The following is a 16,407-nucleotide window of genomic DNA, read 5'->3' as shown; positions in this document are numbered from 1 at the left end:
TCCCCGACGCGGTCGTCATGTACGGCAGCCGCTGTGACCTGCTCAAACCCTCGTTAAGGTTCGGTCGTATGACCGATCCCGTGCTGGAAGTCTTGCGTACCCGCCCGGAACTGGCGGACCTGGTCGCGTTTCCTTTCGACTTCGACGTGAGCCGGGCGTACCACGTCGAGGGGGTGCACCTGGCGTCCGGTGCGTCGCTGGAGCCGATCGCGGGTGACGACACCGGCGGCACGTACTTCCTGTGCGGGGGAACGGCCGTGCTGCACGCGTCCTCCGACGGGTACGCCTCGCTGCTCGCCGACAGTGTGGGCGAGGCGCTGGAGATGCTCGTCCGGCTGCCCTGGTGGTGCGAGGACGTCTCCGCGGAGATGGACGAGGAGGAGCTTCGCGCCGCCGTACGTGCGGGGGACGACGAGGCGCGGAAGGAGTTCGCCCCGGAACTGGACGCTCAGCGGGCGGCGTTGCTCAGCGGTCTGGGGCTGCCGCACCGGCCCTTGGTCGAGCTCGCCGCCATGTCGGAGTCGGCCACCAGGCGGACCGATCCGGACTACGTCTTGCTCAACTCCCGGGAGCTGTGCGCGTACCAGCTGGAGGAGTCCTTCCGGCCGCCTCTGCGCGATGTCGTACTCGGGCCGGGACGGGAGGTGCTGGCGCGGCTGCGGTCGGGCGACTCCGGCGCACGGCGGGCGGCGGCTGACGATCCGGTGCTGCGGGCGGGGGTGCTGCGGGCCGCACAATACGACCGCCGGGAGGGCGACCTGCCGCTGCTGCGGTTTCTGCTGGAGCGCGAGAACGCCTGGCGGACCGAGTGGTTCGAGGAGCGGCGGCTGGCCGCGGTGCTGGTGGCGCTGCACGGGCAGGACGAGGACGTACCACTGCTGCGGTCGGCAACGTCCGGGCAGGTCACCAACAGCGCCGGGGCCGTGGAATGGGCCCGGGCCGAGGAGGCGAAGCGGCACGGGCGAGACGTGGCCGCGGAGAGCGAGTTCGCCTGGATCGAGCTGGCCCGCCGACAGGGCCGCGTCGAGCACGCCCGGGTCGCGCTCATCCGCATGCTGGACGACACGGGCCCGGACGCGGACCGGCTCCGGGAGCTGAGCCGAGCGCTGGAACGCCTCGGCGACCACGCCCAGGCGGCCCGCGCCCAGTTCAACCTCCTCTCGCTCCAGGACACGGCATGGAGCCGGGCCTCGGAGGCGTATGTGCTGGCCCGGCTGGAGCGCCGCAAGGGCGACCTCGCAGCAGCGGGACGGGCGCTGGAGCGGGCACGGGCGGCAGTCGGCGCCGATGGCACCAGACCGGACGAGACGGTGTCCCAGTGGCACCGCCGCGGACTCGGCCGGCTGATCACGGAGCAGCATCTGGAGCTGACGCTGGCCGCGGTCGAGGCAGGCGATGCCGAACTCGCGCGCGCCACGATGACGTACGCGAGGCTTCTGCTCGACACCATCGGCAAGCAGTCGGCGAAGGCACTGAGCAAGCTGTCCACCCGGGCCAAGTGGGCAGTGGCCGTACTGCGGTGACGGGCGGCGTCCGGTGGATCTCGCGTACCCGGCATGGGGGCTGCGCGTGCGAGCCCTGCGCCCGCAGACCTCCCAAGCACGGGGAGGAATGTGCCCCGAAGGGGCGCGGGGAACTGCGCGATCGACCACAACGAACCCGCACCCCGTGGGATCGGGCAAGGGGCACCCCCTCACCGGAACAACGGAGAGGCAGGGCAACCCGCCGGGCACGGCCTACCCCTTCCGGCGGCGCTGTCCTCCGTAGAACGTGCCTGCCGCGGTCAGCGCGGTGAGCCCCGCAGTGATGCCGAGGGTGATCTCCGTGGTGTTCTGCTGGTCGGGGCCATCGGGCAGCCGCGGGTCGAGCAGGCCGAGCGGATCTTCGCGGATCTCGACGCGATCGCCCTGCTCGGCCTGACCGAAGCAGTTCTCCTGCTGGGAGACCTCGTACTTCTTGCGCTCGCCGCCGACCTCCTCGACGGTGCAGAACATGTCGGGGCCCCGCCGGTTGTGCTGGTCGGTCACCTCGGTCACCACGGCAGCGACCGGGTCGCCCGCGGTCTTCATGTAGATCTCGTACGTCGCGGGCCCGGCGAAGAGCATCAGCGCGAAGCCGCCGAACGAGACCAACGTCGCGGCACCCGCACGGTGCCAGGCACCGCCGATCAGACACGCGGCGCCCGCGACGACCGCCATCATGACCACCACGCCGACCCAGAGCACCCATTGGCCGATCCCGGCGCCCAGAATCATCAAGCCGGGCAGAACCACGGCCCAGAGGAGAGAGCTGAGGGCCTTCCGTATCCCTGACCTCGGGGGCCGCGAGGAGGACGCCGGAGCTTTGTCGATGCCGCCAGGGCCGATGCCGCCAGGTGCCACTGTTGTCCCGTGATCACCCATGTCCCGCTCCTGTTGCACCCCGCCGTAGACCGCTGCCGACACAGTAGCCACCGCTCTCGCGCTGCTGTCACGTCCCCCCGAGGAACGCCGGGGATCAGTGCCTGTCAGAGTCGTCCACGAGAGAGGGCGGGCGCGCCGTCCATCATCGTGGTGCCCTCGCCGCCCCGGCTGCGGGGCGGTGACGGCCCACCAGGCAACGGGTTGGATCATGCAGTTCGGATGTCAGCAGCACGCCGGACAGCTTTCCCGGGCGTCCGGTGTATGTAGAGGAGCGGCAACGCATGAGGCTCTGTTTCCTGGTGGAGGAGCAGTACCGCTACGACGGTATGCCCAAGGAAGTGATTCACCGGCTCAGAGCCTGGGGGCATGATGTGGACGTGCTCCGGCCCGGCAGCTCGCTGGTACGGGTCTCGGAGGACATCCAAGCGGGCAGTCACGACGCCTGGGTGCTCAAGACGGTCTCCGGTGGTCCCGGCCTGACGCTGTTGGAGGCGGCGGCCTCTGCGGGGCTGGTCACGGTCAACGACGCACGGTCGATTCGCGGCGTCCGGGACAAGGCGCTCGCATCCGCTGTCGGGCGCAGCCGGGGGCTGCCGGTGCCGGTCACCTACACGGCGGCACGCGCTGAGCTGTTCGCGGAGGTGCCGGACACCGAGTTCCCGCTCGTGGTCAAGCCGGCCGACGGAAGTTCAGGAAGGGCCGTACGGCTGGTGGCTTCACCTGAGCTGCTGCCACAACTGTCCGGCGAGCTGGCCGGGGAGGGGGTGCTGATAGCTCAGCCGTATGTGCCCAATTCCGGGGTGGACCTGAAGGTGTACAGCGTCTGCGGCGAACTGTTCGCCACGCAGCGGAGTTCCCCGCTGCATCCCGAGCTGTCGGCCCCCGAACAGTGCGTGCCGCTCAGCGCGGAGGTGGCCGATCTCGTGACCGAGACCGGGAAGGTCTACGGACTCGATCTGTACGGCGTGGACGTGCTGCTCGGCCCGGACGGCCCGGTGGTCGTCGATGTGAACGACTTCCCCAGTTTCCGGCAGGTGCCCGACGCGACAACACGCGTGGCGCAGGCGATCCTCGCCCTGGCACACACCGGTGGCACCGAACCGTCGGCGCCGCAGGCTGCCCTCCCCGGGGCCGCGTCCGAGGGCTCGGCGGCAGCCGCGCGGGTTCCGGTGCAGATCCCCGCGACAGCCGGTGACCTGCGGTGAGGGTCGGACTGATCACCCCACGGCCCGACCATCCGCTCCTCGCCGCCGCCACGGCCCTGCTGACGCCGCACCACCAAGTGGACGTGGTCGACCCGGAGATCGTGGACGGCTCTGCCCCGTATGCCGAAGCGCTTGGCCAGCCGCTTGCCGATGTCTACCTGCTCAAGGACCACACTCCGCGCGCGCTCGCCCTGGCCCGGTTTCTGGAGCACCAGGGCAGGGTGGTCGTGAACTCAGCCTCGGCGACCGAGCTGTGCCAGGACCGAACGAAGATGGCCGAGTTGGCGCACCGGGCCGGTCTGCCGTTCGCGCGTACTCGTACCGTGGGCACGCTGGGGCAACTCACCGAGACCGACCTTGCCCATCCGGTCGTCGTCAAGAGCCGGCACAGTCGGCGCGGAGACCTCGTCGCCCGTATCGACGGCGCGGAGGAACTGCGTGCCCTGTGCGCCACGTGGGCTGCCGAGCCGGTGGTGATGCAGCCCTTCACGGCGAACGACGGCTGGGATCACAAGCTGTGGGTCATAGCCGGGCAGCTCTTCGCCGCCCTGCGCCGCTCGGAACTGGCCGACGCGGAGCGCGGCCCGGCCGTGCCGCTCGCCCCCGGTGACCTGCCTGACGGGTGGTACGACCTCGCCCGGAAGGTCGGTGCGGTCTTCTGCCTGGAGGTGTACGGCCTCGACATCATCGACACCGGCAACGGCCCTCTGATCGTGGACGTCAACGCGTTCCCAGGGGTACGAGGACAGGTCGAAGCGCCCCGAGCCCTCGCCGACCTCGCCCTGCGCAAATGCGCAAAGGCGCTGCCCCGCAGGCCGCAGCCCGATGAGGCGCGGTAAGGCGCCTTCATCCTTGCTTCCGGCTCGTTTCTCCCGTCCGTACCGCTCCCGCGCTGGCGGCAACCACCAGGGCGATTGCGAGGCATTGCAGCAGTGACAGTGTCTGGCCGAGGACCAGGAACCCGGCCAGCGCGGCGATTGCCGGGGCCAGGCTCATCAGTACCGCGAAGGTCGGTGCGGGCAAGCGGCGCAGAGCCAGCAGTTCCAGGGAGTAGGGCACTCCGGAGGACAGCAGTGCCACAGCCAGCCCGAGCCCCAGTACTCCCGGCTGGAGCAGCGTGGTGCCTGCGGAGCCGATTCCCAGCGGCAGACTCATGAGCGCGGCCACGGTCATCGCCACGGTCAGCCCCTCCAGCCGGGGAAAGCGGGCCCCGGCCCGCGCGTTGAAGACGATGTACGCGGCCCACATGGCTCCGGCCGCCAGGGCGAATCCGGCGCCTGTCGGACTGAGTTCGCCGAGGCCGCTCTGTCCGAGCAGGACGACGCCCACGAGTGCGAGCCCGGCCCACACCAGGCTCAGCGCGCGGCGTGCGACGACGACGGACAGCAGGAGAGGGCCGAGGACTTCGAGGGTCACCGCCGGACCCAGCGGAATCCGGTCGATGGCTTGGTAGAAGAGGATGTTCATGCCGCCGAGCGCGACCCCGAAGGCGCCCGCGACGGCCCAGTCCGTACGGCTGTGCCCGCGCAGGCGGGGACGGCAGACGACCAGCAGCAGCACCGCCGCGATGGTCACCCGCAATGCCACCACGCCGAGTGCCCCGGCGCGGGGGAAGAGCAGGGCGGCGACCGCGGAGCCGAACTGCACCGAGAGGGCGCCGGCCAGTACCAGCCCGATGCCGCCGAAGCTGCCGGCACCGGCGGGGGCGGTCACCGTACGGATACGGCTGCGGCCGGGCGCCGAGGTGCTGGGCGCTGTCGCGGACTGCGTGCCTGCGGTTCCTGTCTGGGAGCAGGTGTTTGTCATGCACCTCACGCTATGGAGCTGCCCACGCCACGTGAAATGCCAATTATGGAGCTGTTATGCTTCCTGGGCATGACCATGGAGCTGCGTCACCTGCGGGCCTTCCTCGCCATCGCCGAGGAGGGCACGATCACGCGCGCCGCGGCCCGGCTGCACACCGGTCAGCCCGCCCTCTCCCGCACGCTGCGCCAGCTGGAGGATCACCTCGGTGTCCGCCTGATCGACCGCTCCACACACCACTTGGAGCTCACCGCGGCAGGCCGCAGCTTCCGTGACAAGGCTGCCGCTGCGCTGGCCGCCGTGGAGACGGCCCTCGACCCGCGCTCGCCGGCAGCTCTGCCGCTGCGGCTCGGGCACCCCTGGGCCGCACTCGGAGACCACACCGTCCCGCTGCTGCGCCGATGGGACGCGGAGTATCCCGACGTGCCGCTGGAGCTGCGCCGTATCGACGACCGTACGGCCGGGCTCACCCACGGCAAGGTCGACGCCGCTCTGCTGCGCGGCGAGGTGACGGCACCCGGCCTCGTCACGGAGTTGCTGATCGAGGAGGAGCGCGTGGCGGTGGTGCCCGCTGACAGCGACCTCGCGCACCAAACCTCCCTCACGCTCGCAGACCTCACTGGGTGGCCGATCGCCCTGAACACGGTTGCGGGCACGACCACGCTGGATCTGTGGCCCAGCGCTGTGCGTCCCACGGCTACCGTCGAGGTCATCAATACGGACGAGTGGCTGACGGCCATCGCCGTGGGCCGGGCGGTGGGCATCTCCACGTCGGCGACGCCCCGCCTGCACAGGCACCCCTCCATCGCCTACCGCCCGTTGACCGATGCACCGCCGGTGCCGCTGCACCTGGCCTGGCGCCGTGGCACCCCGGCCCACCCGGCGCTCCCGGAACTGCTCCGCCTGGCCCGCGAGGTGGTGACGGCCCACTGATGGCCGACGGCCACTCCTCCGGTTCACCGGACCGGCGGTTCCGGCCCCTTGGCGCGAAAATCGATCAACGGCCCTTTGCCGAACGAATGATCTCTATGCTGAGGACATGGTGGATATACCTCTTTCGGTGCTGGAAGTCGCGGTGGTCCAAGCGGGTGCCCGGGTCGTGGACACCCTGCGGGACACCGCGGCCTTCGCACAGGAACTTGAACGGCTCGGCTACCACCGGATCTGGTACGCGGAGCACCACCATTCGCCCGCGATCGGCGCTTTCCCACCCGTCGTGCTGACCGCACACGCTGCCGCTTCGACCTCGGTCGTCCGCCTCGGCTCCGGCGGAGTGCTGGCTCCCAACCACGCGCCACTCATGCTGGCGGAGCAGTTCGGAACGCTGGCCGCCCTGCATCCCGACCGCGTCGACCTGGGTATCGGCCGCGGACCAGGCACCTTCGACGAGGCCACCGCGCGGGCGCTTCGCCGCGGAGCCGGACCGACGACGGACGCGGAATACCGGGACGACACAGCCGCGGTCCTGTCCTTCCTGGTCGACGAAGTGGCACTCGGCCCGCTGCCGGAGCCATGGCTGCTGGCCTCCAGCACCGCGGGCGCCACGCTCGCCGCGGAGCTCGGCCTGCCGGTCGCCGTCGCCCACCACATCCGGCCGGACAACACCCCCGCGGTCCTGGAGCGTTACCGGGCGGCGTTCACCCCGTCCCGCTGGTGCGAGCAGCCACGGGTTCTGGTGTGTGTGGAGACGGTATGCGCCGAGACGGACGAAGAAGCCGCCTGGCGAGCGGGTCCGATGGACGTCGTCAAAGCCGGGCTCCTCAAAGGAGCGAGCGAGATTCCCTTCCCCACGCCCGAACAGGCCGCCACCCACCCCTTCACGGCACAGGAGCGCCAGGCACTGGCCGCCTTCCGTGCCCAGCAGGCCACCGGAACGCCCGAGACCGTCGTGCACCGCCTCACACAACTCGCCGACGAGACCGGGGCGGACGAACTGATGCTGACCACGCCCGTCTACGACCTCCACGAGCGCGTTCGCTCCTACGAGCTCGTCAAGAAGTACGCCGGGGCCGCCGTGCGCTGAGGGCTTGCCCGGCGGACCTTGCCCCTGCAAGTTCTCGGCTTCGCTAGTCCAGGGGGACCCCATCGCGGCGGAGCCGCACATTGAACACAGCCCCGCGCCCCTGCGGGGCGCAGCCCTGGAACGAGCGCCAGTGCGGTTCTGCGCCGCATCGCCGCGCTCTGCCGGCAGCCCGCCCAACCGTGGTCGGCCTATTGACGCCCTCCGTTCACATTCCTAATCTCCATCTCCATACGTAGACACCCACCCTCTACAGCTGGTGAGCGGGAACGAGAGGACACCGGCGGCGCCCTCCCTCGGCGAGGACGAGTGCCGCCAGTCGTCACCGTGGCCGTGCACGAGGCCGACGGGCGGCTGCCGGTCGGCGCAGCGTGCCGCTCGTCGAGCTTCACGACCGCGACCCCGGCTATGCCGTATCCCTGGTCATGGCAGCGGCCCAGCTGCGTGGGCGGCCGGTCGGACGCGTGCGTGCCCCGCTCACCGACCCGGGACCGCGCGACCTCGCCGAACTCGAAACTCCCTTGACCACCGGACTCGACCTCGTAGGAGCCGCACGATGACGCCGACACCGCCCCGCACACCGCAGAGCCGCCGGCTGACGATCAGCGAAGTGCGGCTCACGCCGATCCTGGTGGCCGATCCGCCGCTGCTGAACACCCAGGGCGTCCACCAGCCGTACACTCCGCGCCTGATCGTCGAGGTGGTCACCGCGGACGGGGTGACGGGCATCGGCGAGACATACGGCGACACCACGTACCTGGAACTCGCCCGGCCGCTCGCGGGCAAGCTCGTCGGGCACAGCGTCACCGATCTGAACGGACTCTTCGCGCTGGCCGACGAGGTCGCGGTGAACGCCGCCCGGGTCGAGAACTCGGTGGACGTCGGCGGGCTGCGCGGCGTGCAGACAGCCGACAAGCTGCGCCTCTCGGTGCTCTCCGGCTTCGAGGTCGCCTGCCTGGACGCCTGGGGCAAGGCGGCGGACCTGCCGGTGCACGCACTGCTGGGCGGCAAGGTACGCGACCGCGTCGAGTACAGCGCGTATCTCTTCTACCGCTGGGCCGAGCACCCTCAGGGGGCGGGCGGGACCTCCGACCACTGGGGCGCGGCGACCGACCCGGCCGGTGTGGTGGCCCAGGCCGAACGCTTCGCCGACACCTACGGCTTCACCTCCTTCAAGCTCAAGGGCGGCGTCTTCGAGCCCGACCAGGAGATCGCCGCTGTCCGCGCCCTGGCCGAGCGCTTCCCTGGCCGGCCACTGCGGCTGGACCCCAACGGCGCCTGGTCCGTGCCCACCTCGCTGTACGTGGCGGAGGAGCTGCGGGACGTCCTGGAGTATCTGGAGGACCCGACCAGCGGCACCGGTCGGATGGCGGAGGTTGCCGCGAAGGCAGGGGTGCCGCTGGCCACCAACATGTGTGTGACCACCTTCGGTGAGATCCGCGAGGCGTTCACCAGGAACGCGGTGCAGGTCGTCCTCTCCGACCACCACTACTGGGGCGGGCTCCGCAACACTCGGGAACTGGCCGCGATCTGCCGTACCTTCGGCGTCGGCCTGTCCATGCACTCCAACACCCACCTGGGCATCAGCCTCGCCGCGATGACCCTCGTCGCGGCCACCGTGCCGAACCTGGACTACGCCTGCGACAGCCACTATCCCTGGCAGACCGAGGACGTCATCACCGAGCGGCTCACCTTCCGGGACGGTTGCCTCGATGTCACCGAAGCGCCTGGACTCGGAGTCGAGCTCGACCACGACAAGCTCGCCCCGCTGCACCAGCGTTGGCTGGACGACGACGGGACGATGCGCGACCGCGACGACGCCGCCGCCATGCGGGTCGCCGACCCCGACTGGACCACGCCGCGCATCCCGCGCTGGTAGCCCACCCCCTCCCCCACCAGCCTCCGTTGGGGGCGGCCTTCACGTTGAGGAGAAGTCCGAACTCGTCAGGCGATCGACTCCGAGCAGGAAGCCCGGGATGCCGACCCGAGCCCTACGGGGCCACCGGTGCGGACTGCCGGTGGCCCTCGCCGCGGCGGCCGGGCGGCAACCAGCGCCGACGCACCAGCAGGCTGCCCAGTTCGGTGCGTCGGTGCAGTACGGCCCGCCCGGCGCGGATGGTGGTGATCAGGCCCGCTCCGCGCAGCGCGGCGGTGTGGGCGGAGGCGGTGGCGTTGCTGACGCGCAGCCGCTGGGCGAGCCCGCTGGTGGTGTGCTCGTCCGCGAGGAGGAGCAGTATCTCCAGGCGGGTCCGCCCGAGCACCCCGGCCAGCGCCTCGTCCGAGCGACCGGCTTCGACCAGCGAGAGCGGCAGGCCGGGGCCTGCCGGATAGGTCACGAACAGCGGGCGGTCGGGCAGGTCGGCGACGAGGGGATGACCGGTCCAGTGGAAGCTGGGCAGCAGGACCACGCCACGGCCGCCGAGCTCGATGTCCCGCGAGCCGGGCCCCTCCAGGTGCCAAGCCCCGTCCTCCAGACGGCTGCCGGGTACGAGTCCGGCGAGTGAGGCGCCGATGCCGCGTTCGGCGGCGTCCACGGCGTATCGGACGAGCTCCTGGTGGTGCAGGTCCTGGATCAGGGGCCATACGGGGCGCAGCACCGTCTCGAAGGCGGCGTGCTGTGCGCGGTGCAGGAGCTGCCAGGCATCGGCATCGCCTCGGTGCAGGTGGCGGATCCAGCTCGGTGGCGGGGACGCGTGCTTGACGTAGACGCGCTCGAGCTCGGAGCGGACCAGGTCCGGGTGGGAGGCCCGCACGGTGTCCAGGCCGTCCGCGAGGTTGTCGCTGAACACATCGATGAACGCGGGCGCCTCTCCCGCGGGGACCAGGTCCGCGAACGGCGCGGCGGAGGCCGGCAGGGAGCGGAACAGCCGCCGTCTCCAGCGGTCGAGGAGCACGGCGTCGTCGTGACCGCACAAGGTGCTCATGGCCGCGTTGAGTTCCTGCAGCGGGGCCGGTCGGGACGCGAACCGGACACGGGCGAGGTCGGCGGTGGTGAAACGAATCCGGATCACTACTCTCCCCGTCGGTGTTGTGCCAGCGTTTCGGCGAGGGCCTGAACGATGGCCGCCCTCCCCGCCGGGCGCCAGCATGCAGGCATGTCTTCTTCTTCCTCTTCCTCCTCCACTTCTTCCTCTTCCTCCTCCACGTCCCCGTTCACTGTAAAGCGGCGGTCCCTCACCAAGTCGGCCGCGGTGGCCGCCGCCGCGCTCGTGCTGCCGACCGGGAGTGGTGTGGCCCGGGCCGCGGGAGGTGGCGGCTTCACTCTGCGCCTGCCCGCACCGACCGGCCCGCACCGGGTCGGCGTCACCACGCTGCATATGACCGACCGCTCCAGGCGCGACCCGTGGCAGCCGGAAAGCGATCGGGAGTTGATGGTCTCGGTGCTCCACCCGGCCCGCGACGTGCACGGCTACCCGGTCGCACCGCAGATGACAGCGCGCGCCGCACAGAGCTTCCAGGAGCTCGCTCCCCTCTTCCACCCGGAGTTGCCGAAGACCGGAGTGGACTGGGCGGCCACCATGGCCCACGCGCGCACAGGCGCACCCGTGCGGACCGGACGGCGGCCGGTGCTGCTCTACAGCCCCGGTGGCGGCGATCCGCGCACGCTGGGCACCTCGGTTGCCGAGGAGTTGGCGAGCCACGGCTGTGTGGTGGTCACCATCGACCATCCCGGCGACGCGACCGAGGTCGAGTTTCCTGACGGCTCCGTCCGGACGACCGTCTTCAGAGGAGACCCCCGGACGGACCCGGCCCTCTTCCGCACGGTCATCGAAACCCGGATCGCGGACACCCGGTTCGTACTGGACCAGCTGGAAGCCCTGGCAGCCGGGCGGAGCGAGCTGGGCCGGGCGATGGATCTGCGACGCGTAGGCATCTACGGCCATTCGGCAGGCGGAACGGCGGCTGCGGAGGCGATGCACGAGGACCGCCGCATCAAGGCCGCGGTCAACATCGAGGGCTTTTTGGACCACCCGGACGGCGAGCTGTTCCCGGTCGCCAAGCAGAAGCCGGACCGGCCGTTGCTCCTGATAGGCAGCGACGGCTTTTCAAGGCGGAAGGAGCTGGAGCGTTCCTGGTCGGTCATGCAGGGCGTTCCCCGACGGCAGGTCGGCAATGCCACGCACTGGGTGTTCACGGACTACGCATCGATGGCGCCCCAGTTGCAGGAAACCGGACTCATGTCGGCCCAGGGCCGCAACAGTCTGATCGGAACCATCGCCCCGAAGAAGTCGGTACCCCTGGTGCGCGATTACCTGCACACGTTCTTCTCCCGGCATCTGCGGGACGCGTCCGGTCATCACTGAGTCGCCTCGAAGGGCCGTTCCGGGTCGGGCGGTCGGGCCGATCCGACGGCTCCCGCCGATGGCGCGTGCTGTCTCGCTGCGTACCCTCGGCATGTGAGCGCTCAGGAGCAGTACGTCAGATACCGGGAAGACGCGAAGTCGCTGGCCGCGATCGGGACGTGTGTCGAGGCGCAGGCCGGCCGTGTCACCGTACGTCTGCCGAAGGTACTGGCCGAAGCCGCGGTGGCCGCTTGGCACCGCGACGAACCGGAAGCACCGCACGGGCTCGGCGACGAGACCCACGGGCAGCACGCGATACGGGAAAACGCCGCAGAACTGGCGCTGATCGGTCTCGCGATCTCGGAACGCGGCCGCTGGGAGAACGAGGAGGTCGTCATCGATATGGATGTCGCCTCCGCGGGGGCGGCCGTGCGAGCGCACGAAGACGTCCGTCCCGAAGATCGCTGACCATGGACCGGCCAACCGCGGACACCACGGTGGCCGGCAGCATCGCCCGGGGATCTGCTCCGCTGCGACCTCACCCAGGAAGTGGGGGCAGAGGGTGCCCTCACACCCTCATGCCGCCCGGCCGGGGGCGTACGGCCTGGTGTCGAAAACCGCGCCGAAGCGCTCGGCGATCCGCGAGGCGAGCCGCTCCCGCAGAGCGGTCAACTCCTCTATGCGGGCGTCGAGTTCGGCGAGGCGGTGCAGGCTGACCTCGCCGACGGCGCAGCCCTCCGGCTCTTCGCGCCGGATGCCGAAGGAGAAGCGTGCGGACTCCTCGTCGAGGACGTGCGCGAGTGAGCGTACGTCGGCAACGGTCAGCCCCGCGTCGAGCAGCCCGCGGATGACGCGGAGCCGCCGGAGGTCCGCCTCCCCGTACTCCCGGTGGCCGGAGGGGGCACGCCGGGGGCGGAGCAAGCCCTCCTCCTCGTAGTGGCGCAACGCCCGTGGGGTCAGCCCGGTGGTCGCCGCCGCGGCGCCGATGCGCATCATGTGCCCTCCTGTGTGTTGCCGGTCCGTACGTCAGAGCTCCACGAGTACGGCACCGATGTGCTGCCCCGCGAGCAACTCGCACAGCGCTCGCGGGGCTTCCTCGATTCCCGGCAGGAGCGTGTGCGGCACGGTGAGCGCCCCCTCGCGCAGCCCGCGTGCGAACTCCTCCCGCCAGCGCGGCAGCGCATCCAGGTGGTGGGCGCCCGCGATGCCGCGCAGCGTGATGCTCCGCGAGGCAAGCGAGAGCGTGTCGAGCTCCAGCGGAGCCTGTGTGTTGCCGCCCACCTGGCCCGACAGGCCGCCGACCAGCGCGATCCGCGCACCGCGGCGGGCGAGGGCGAGGGAGGCGCGAAGCTGTTCGCCGCCGACGTTGTCGAAGACGGCGTCGAGCCCCTCGGGTGCCGCCTCGCGCAGCTGGGCCTCGATGTCACCCTCGGTACGCAGGACGACCGCGTCGTAGCCGAGCTCCCTGGTCAGGTACGCGGCCTTGCTGCGGCTGCTCGTACTGCCGATGACCCGCCCGGCACCGTACAGCCGGGCGAACTGCCCCGCGAGCGAGCCGACGCCGCCTGCCGCACCGGTCACGAACACGGTGTCGCCCTCCCGGACTTCGGCGGCCCGTACGACACCGAGCCATGCGGTGAAGCCCCGCGAGAGGTGGGCAGCGAGGCCGGGCAGCGCCTCGGTGTCCAGGCGCTCGGCGCCGTGCTGCGGCCCGTCCACGTCGACGACGGCGTACTCACGCCAGCCGCCGTTGTGCTCCACCATGTCCCCGGGCGCGAGCCCGCTCTCCCCCGGCGCCTCGACGACCTCCCCGACCGCCGGGCCGTACAGCGGCTCGCCCACCGCGTACGGCGGCATGGGCAGCTCGGCGTCCTCCCGCATGAGCGTCCGCATCACGGCCGCCACGCTCATCATCCGGTGGCGCACCAGCGCCTGTCCGGGTCCCGGCGCGGGAACGGGCACCTCCGACGATGTCGAAGTGCCGTTCCTCCAGGGGACCTTCCGGCCGGGCAGCAAGCCGCACTTCGCGGTGGGCGGCGGGCGCGTGACGCGTCATGAGTGAACTCCTTGTCGGGGACGGCCTCGCCCCGACGCCAAGACCTTCCGCAAACGTCAAGTGCAAGCCCGCGAGCGACCGGGTCACCCACTCGCAGCCGACGCGGGCAGGTCCTGCTCGGCCCAGATGAGCTTGCCGCCCTCGGTGTAGCGGGTGCCCCACCGGCGGCTGAGCTGAGCGACGAGGAAGAGGCCACGTCCCCCCTCGTCGGTGGTACGCGGGTGGCGCAGGCGCGGCGAGGTGCTGCTGCCGTCGGTCACCTCGCAGATGAGGACGCTGTGGCGGATCAGCCGCAGCCGGATCGGTCCGGCACCGTGCCGGATGGCGTTGGTCACCAGCTCGCTGACCACCAGCTCCGTGGTCAGGACCAGGTCCTCCAGCCCCCAGTCGGCCAGTTGGCGGGCGGCCGTGGAGCGGGCCTTGGCGACGATGGCCGGGTCGCTGGGCAGTTCCCAGGAGACGACACGGCTCGCGGTGAGGGCGTGCGTGCGGGCGATGAGCAGCGCCACGTCGTCCGACGGAGGGCTGGAGAGCAGGTTGTCGAGTACGGCCGAGCTGAGGCTCTCCAGCGGGAGGTCCGGCTGTGCCAGGACGCTTCTGAGGCAGCTCATTCCCACGTCGATGTCCGGGTCGCAGGCGCTGATGAGGCCGTCGGTGTAGAGGGCGAGGAGGCTGCCCTCGGGCAGCTCCAGCTCCGCGGCCTCGAAGGGCAGCCCTCCGAGGCCCAGTGGAGGGCCGGCGGGCAGGTCGGGGAAGGTGACGGAGCCGTCCGGGTACACCACCGCGGGCGGCGGGTGGCCGGCGCGCGCCATCGTGCAGCGCTGGGTCACCGGGTCGTACACGGCGTACAGGCAGGTGGCGCCCAGTACGGTGATCGCGCTCGCCTCCGGGCGGTACTCCTCTTCCGTGAGGCGGATGACCAAGTCGTCGAGGTGCGCGAGCAGTTCGTCGGGCGGCAGCTCCATGTCGGCGAGCGTGTGCACAGCGGTGCGGAGCCTGCCCATGGTCGCCGCCGCGTTGATGCCGTGGCCCACCACGTCTCCGACGATGAGGGCCACCCGGGCCCCGGACAGCGGAATGACGTCGAACCAGTCACCGCCGACGCCGTCGTGCGCACCGGAGGGGAGATAGCGGGACGCCACCTCGATGGCCGTCCCGCCCTGCAGGGCGTGCGGGAGCAGACTGCGCTGGAGGGTCAGGGCCGCGGTGTGCTCACGCGTGTAGCGGCGGGCGTTGTCCACACACAGCGCAGCGCGGGAGACCAGGTCCTCGGCGAGGAGCAGGTCGTCCTCCTCGAACGGCGTGGGATACCGCGAGCGGACGAAGGACGCGACGCCCATGATGGTGCCGCGGGCCCGTACCGGGACGGCGATCAGCGAGTGCATGCCGAACTGGTGAATCTTCTCGACCCGGGCGGGGTCGTCGTCGAGCCACCGGTCGGCGGTTCCGCCCAGGTCCCGGTCCAGCAGCGCCTCACCGGTCTGGAACGCGCGGACGAAGGGCGACGCCGGGTCGATGGTGACCTGGTCCCCCCGGTCCACGATGGACTCCGGGGTGCCTTCGGTGACCGACCGCAGCCCGGAGCGCCGAAAGGTGGGAAGGGTGCCGGCCGGTCCCGGTACGGGCTCCTCGCCGCGCACCACGGACTCGACCAGGTCGACCGTGACGAAGTCCGCGAAGCGTGGCACGGCGACATCGGCCAGTTCCTGCGCGGTGTGTTCCACATCGAGCGTGCTGCCGATGCGGGTACCTGCCTCGTCGATCAGCGTGAGACGTTCGCGCGACCGCCACCTCTCGGTGACGTCCATGACCATGTAGCACAGCCCCATGATGTTGCCGGCCGCGTCGTCGAGGCGGAAGAAGGAGGTGGAGTAGGCGTGCTCCCGTTGCGGGTCGGCCATGGTCCATCCGCGGTACTCGTAATCGATCACCGGGGCGCCGGTCGCCAGCACCCGCCGCATCTGGGCCTCCAGCGCTTCGGTGTCCAGACCTGGAAGCGTGTCCGCCAGACGGCGCCCCAGCCGCTCCTCACGCGGGACTCCGCCGCGGCGCTCCAGCGCGTCGTTGACCCACACGTACCGCAGGTCCGGGCTGAGGACGGCCATGGCCAGCGGTGATCGTGTCAGGAATGCCTCGAGCACCGAGCCCCCCAGCACCCACGAGGGCGCCTTCCCCAGGTCGACAGCGGAGACGAGCCAGGAGTCCCGGCCGTCCAGGTCGGACAGCGGGCAGGCACGCAGCCCCACCTCGACCGGCCGGCCGCTGCGGTGCCGTACGGTCGCCAGCCCGGACCAACCGCCCTGCGCCCGGCTTCGCTCGGCCACGGTCGCTGCTCGCGTCACGTCGTCTGGGGATGTCAGCAACTCCTCGGCGGACCGGCCCACCACATCGGCCGCCGGGTAACCGACAAGGCCCTCGGCGGCCGGGGTCCAGCCGATGACCGTGCCTCGGGCGTCGATGACCGCCATCGCCGGGTCCGCCGCGTCCATCGGCCGGAGCGGTTCGGTGGGGATGGCTCCTTCGGAAGAAACCATTGCCGACCGCCCTTCTGGCGGGTTTTCTTCCGCCTTCAGTCTACGTGCCGACCCTCTTCGGCGCCCTGCAGTGCCCTGGGGGCCAACGGCGCGACCAGTACCGA

13 protein-coding genes and 2 pseudogenes are annotated in these 16,407 nt (G+C 71.1%); 9 read left to right on the top strand and 6 right to left on the bottom strand.

All coding sequences use genetic code 11. The features are described from left to right. Positions 1-68 precede the first annotated feature (68 nt). Positions 69-1,523 (top strand): hypothetical protein, encoded by a 1,455-nt coding sequence (locus tag ACTWQF_RS17215; protein WP_443280278.1) that lies wholly within the window; start codon positions 69-71, stop codon positions 1,521-1,523. A gap of 213 nt (positions 1,524-1,736) precedes the next feature. On the opposite strand, the gene ACTWQF_RS17210 is transcribed toward ACTWQF_RS17215, so the two are convergent. After that, positions 1,737-2,273, bottom strand: a complete 537-nt coding sequence (locus tag ACTWQF_RS17210) for a hypothetical protein (protein ID WP_443280277.1) — start codon at positions 2,271-2,273, stop codon at positions 1,737-1,739. 410 nt (positions 2,274-2,683) lie between these two features. On the opposite strand from ACTWQF_RS17210, the gene ACTWQF_RS17205 reads away from it, so the two are divergent. Further along, a complete protein-coding gene (locus tag ACTWQF_RS17205; protein ID WP_443280276.1) occupies positions 2,684-3,607 on the top strand; it encodes an ATP-grasp domain-containing protein in 924 nt (307 codons plus the stop codon). Further along, positions 3,604-4,446 carry an ATP-grasp domain-containing protein gene (locus tag ACTWQF_RS17200; RefSeq protein WP_443280275.1) on the top strand — a complete coding sequence of 281 codons (843 nt, stop codon included), beginning with the start codon at positions 3,604-3,606 and terminating at the stop codon, positions 4,444-4,446. The genes ACTWQF_RS17205 and ACTWQF_RS17200 overlap by 4 nt, the downstream gene beginning before the upstream one ends. A 7-nt stretch (positions 4,447-4,453) precedes the next feature. On the opposite strand, the gene ACTWQF_RS17195 is transcribed toward ACTWQF_RS17200, so the two are convergent. Further along, entirely contained in the window at positions 4,454-5,413 is a 960-nt protein-coding gene (locus tag ACTWQF_RS17195; RefSeq protein WP_443280274.1) for an EamA family transporter, read from the bottom strand. A 69-nt stretch (positions 5,414-5,482) separates the two neighbouring features. On the opposite strand from ACTWQF_RS17195, the gene ACTWQF_RS17190 reads away from it, so the two are divergent. The 4 genes and pseudogenes from ACTWQF_RS17190 (at position 5,483) to ACTWQF_RS17175 (ending at position 9,309) form a co-directional block, all read left to right on the top strand. After that, the gene (locus ACTWQF_RS17190; RefSeq protein WP_443280273.1) at positions 5,483-6,343 is read left to right on the top strand and encodes a LysR family transcriptional regulator; all 861 of its coding nucleotides are present in this window, start codon (positions 5,483-5,485) and stop codon (positions 6,341-6,343) included. 106 nt (positions 6,344-6,449) lie between these two features. Then, positions 6,450-7,433 carry an LLM class flavin-dependent oxidoreductase gene (locus tag ACTWQF_RS17185; RefSeq protein ID WP_443280272.1) on the top strand — a complete coding sequence of 328 codons (984 nt, stop codon included), beginning with the start codon at positions 6,450-6,452 and terminating at the stop codon, positions 7,431-7,433. Between the two features lie 368 nt (positions 7,434-7,801). Next, a pseudogene (locus ACTWQF_RS17180) lies at positions 7,802-7,990 on the top strand (5-dehydro-4-deoxyglucarate dehydratase); the annotation flags it as partial. Next, complete coding sequence (locus ACTWQF_RS17175; RefSeq protein WP_443280271.1) at positions 7,987-9,309, top strand: glucarate dehydratase family protein; 1,323 nt, start codon at positions 7,987-7,989, stop codon at positions 9,307-9,309. The pseudogene ACTWQF_RS17180 and the gene ACTWQF_RS17175, both read left to right, overlap by 4 nt. Positions 9,310-9,421: 112 nt before the next feature. Here the strand turns inward: ACTWQF_RS17175 and ACTWQF_RS17170 are convergent, their stop codons facing one another. Continuing rightward, a complete protein-coding gene (locus ACTWQF_RS17170) occupies positions 9,422-10,441 on the bottom strand; it encodes an ArsR/SmtB family transcription factor (protein WP_443280270.1) in 1,020 nt (339 codons plus the stop codon). Between the two features lie 84 nt (positions 10,442-10,525). Between ACTWQF_RS17170 and ACTWQF_RS17165 the strand changes: the two genes are divergently transcribed. Both ACTWQF_RS17165 and ACTWQF_RS17160 read left to right on the top strand, forming a co-directional pair. After that, on the top strand, positions 10,526-11,734 hold the full coding sequence (locus ACTWQF_RS17165) for an alpha/beta hydrolase family protein (protein WP_443280269.1): 1,209 nt from the start codon (positions 10,526-10,528) through the stop codon (positions 11,732-11,734). 93 nt (positions 11,735-11,827) lie between these two features. After that, positions 11,828-12,181, top strand: coding sequence for a hypothetical protein (locus ACTWQF_RS17160; protein WP_443280268.1), 354 nt, complete (start codon positions 11,828-11,830; stop codon positions 12,179-12,181). Positions 12,182-12,289: 108 nt separating this feature from the next. On the opposite strand, the gene ACTWQF_RS17155 is transcribed toward ACTWQF_RS17160, so the two are convergent. The 3 genes and pseudogenes from ACTWQF_RS17155 to ACTWQF_RS17145 form a co-directional block, all read right to left on the bottom strand. Then, positions 12,290-12,709 (bottom strand): MerR family transcriptional regulator, encoded by a 420-nt coding sequence (locus tag ACTWQF_RS17155; protein ID WP_443280267.1) that lies wholly within the window; start codon positions 12,707-12,709, stop codon positions 12,290-12,292. Between the two features lie 30 nt (positions 12,710-12,739). Continuing rightward, positions 12,740-13,769: pseudogene (locus tag ACTWQF_RS17150) on the bottom strand (MDR family NADP-dependent oxidoreductase). An 83-nt stretch (positions 13,770-13,852) separates the two neighbouring features. Beyond that, entirely contained in the window at positions 13,853-16,303 is a 2,451-nt protein-coding gene (locus ACTWQF_RS17145; protein WP_443280266.1) for a SpoIIE family protein phosphatase, read from the bottom strand. Positions 16,304-16,407: the final 104 nt, after the last annotated feature.

The organism is Streptomyces sp. 8N114 (assembly GCF_052245835.1).
Taxonomy (GTDB): Bacteria; Actinomycetota; Actinomycetes; order Streptomycetales; family Streptomycetaceae; genus Streptomyces.
Note: the sequence above shows the minus strand (reverse complement) of the source record. Positions and strands in the feature narration are given on the sequence as shown.

Coding starts and splice junctions, on each gene's coding strand:
- ACTWQF_RS17165 (WP_443280269.1), top strand. CDS start 10,526: ATGTCTTCTTCTTCCTCTTCCTCCTCCACTTCTTCCTCTTCCTCCTCC.
- ACTWQF_RS17195 (WP_443280274.1), bottom strand. CDS start 5,413: ATGACAAACACCTGCTCCCAGACAGGAACCGCAGGCACGCAGTCCGCG.
- ACTWQF_RS17185 (WP_443280272.1), top strand. CDS start 6,450: ATGGTGGATATACCTCTTTCGGTGCTGGAAGTCGCGGTGGTCCAAGCG.
- ACTWQF_RS17155 (WP_443280267.1), bottom strand. CDS start 12,709: ATGATGCGCATCGGCGCCGCGGCGGCGACCACCGGGCTGACCCCACGG.
- ACTWQF_RS17205 (WP_443280276.1), top strand. CDS start 2,684: ATGAGGCTCTGTTTCCTGGTGGAGGAGCAGTACCGCTACGACGGTATG.
- ACTWQF_RS17145 (WP_443280266.1), bottom strand. CDS start 16,303: ATGGTTTCTTCCGAAGGAGCCATCCCCACCGAACCGCTCCGGCCGATG.
- ACTWQF_RS17175 (WP_443280271.1), top strand. CDS start 7,987: ATGACGCCGACACCGCCCCGCACACCGCAGAGCCGCCGGCTGACGATC.
- ACTWQF_RS17190 (WP_443280273.1), top strand. CDS start 5,483: ATGACCATGGAGCTGCGTCACCTGCGGGCCTTCCTCGCCATCGCCGAG.
- ACTWQF_RS17215 (WP_443280278.1), top strand. CDS start 69: ATGACCGATCCCGTGCTGGAAGTCTTGCGTACCCGCCCGGAACTGGCG.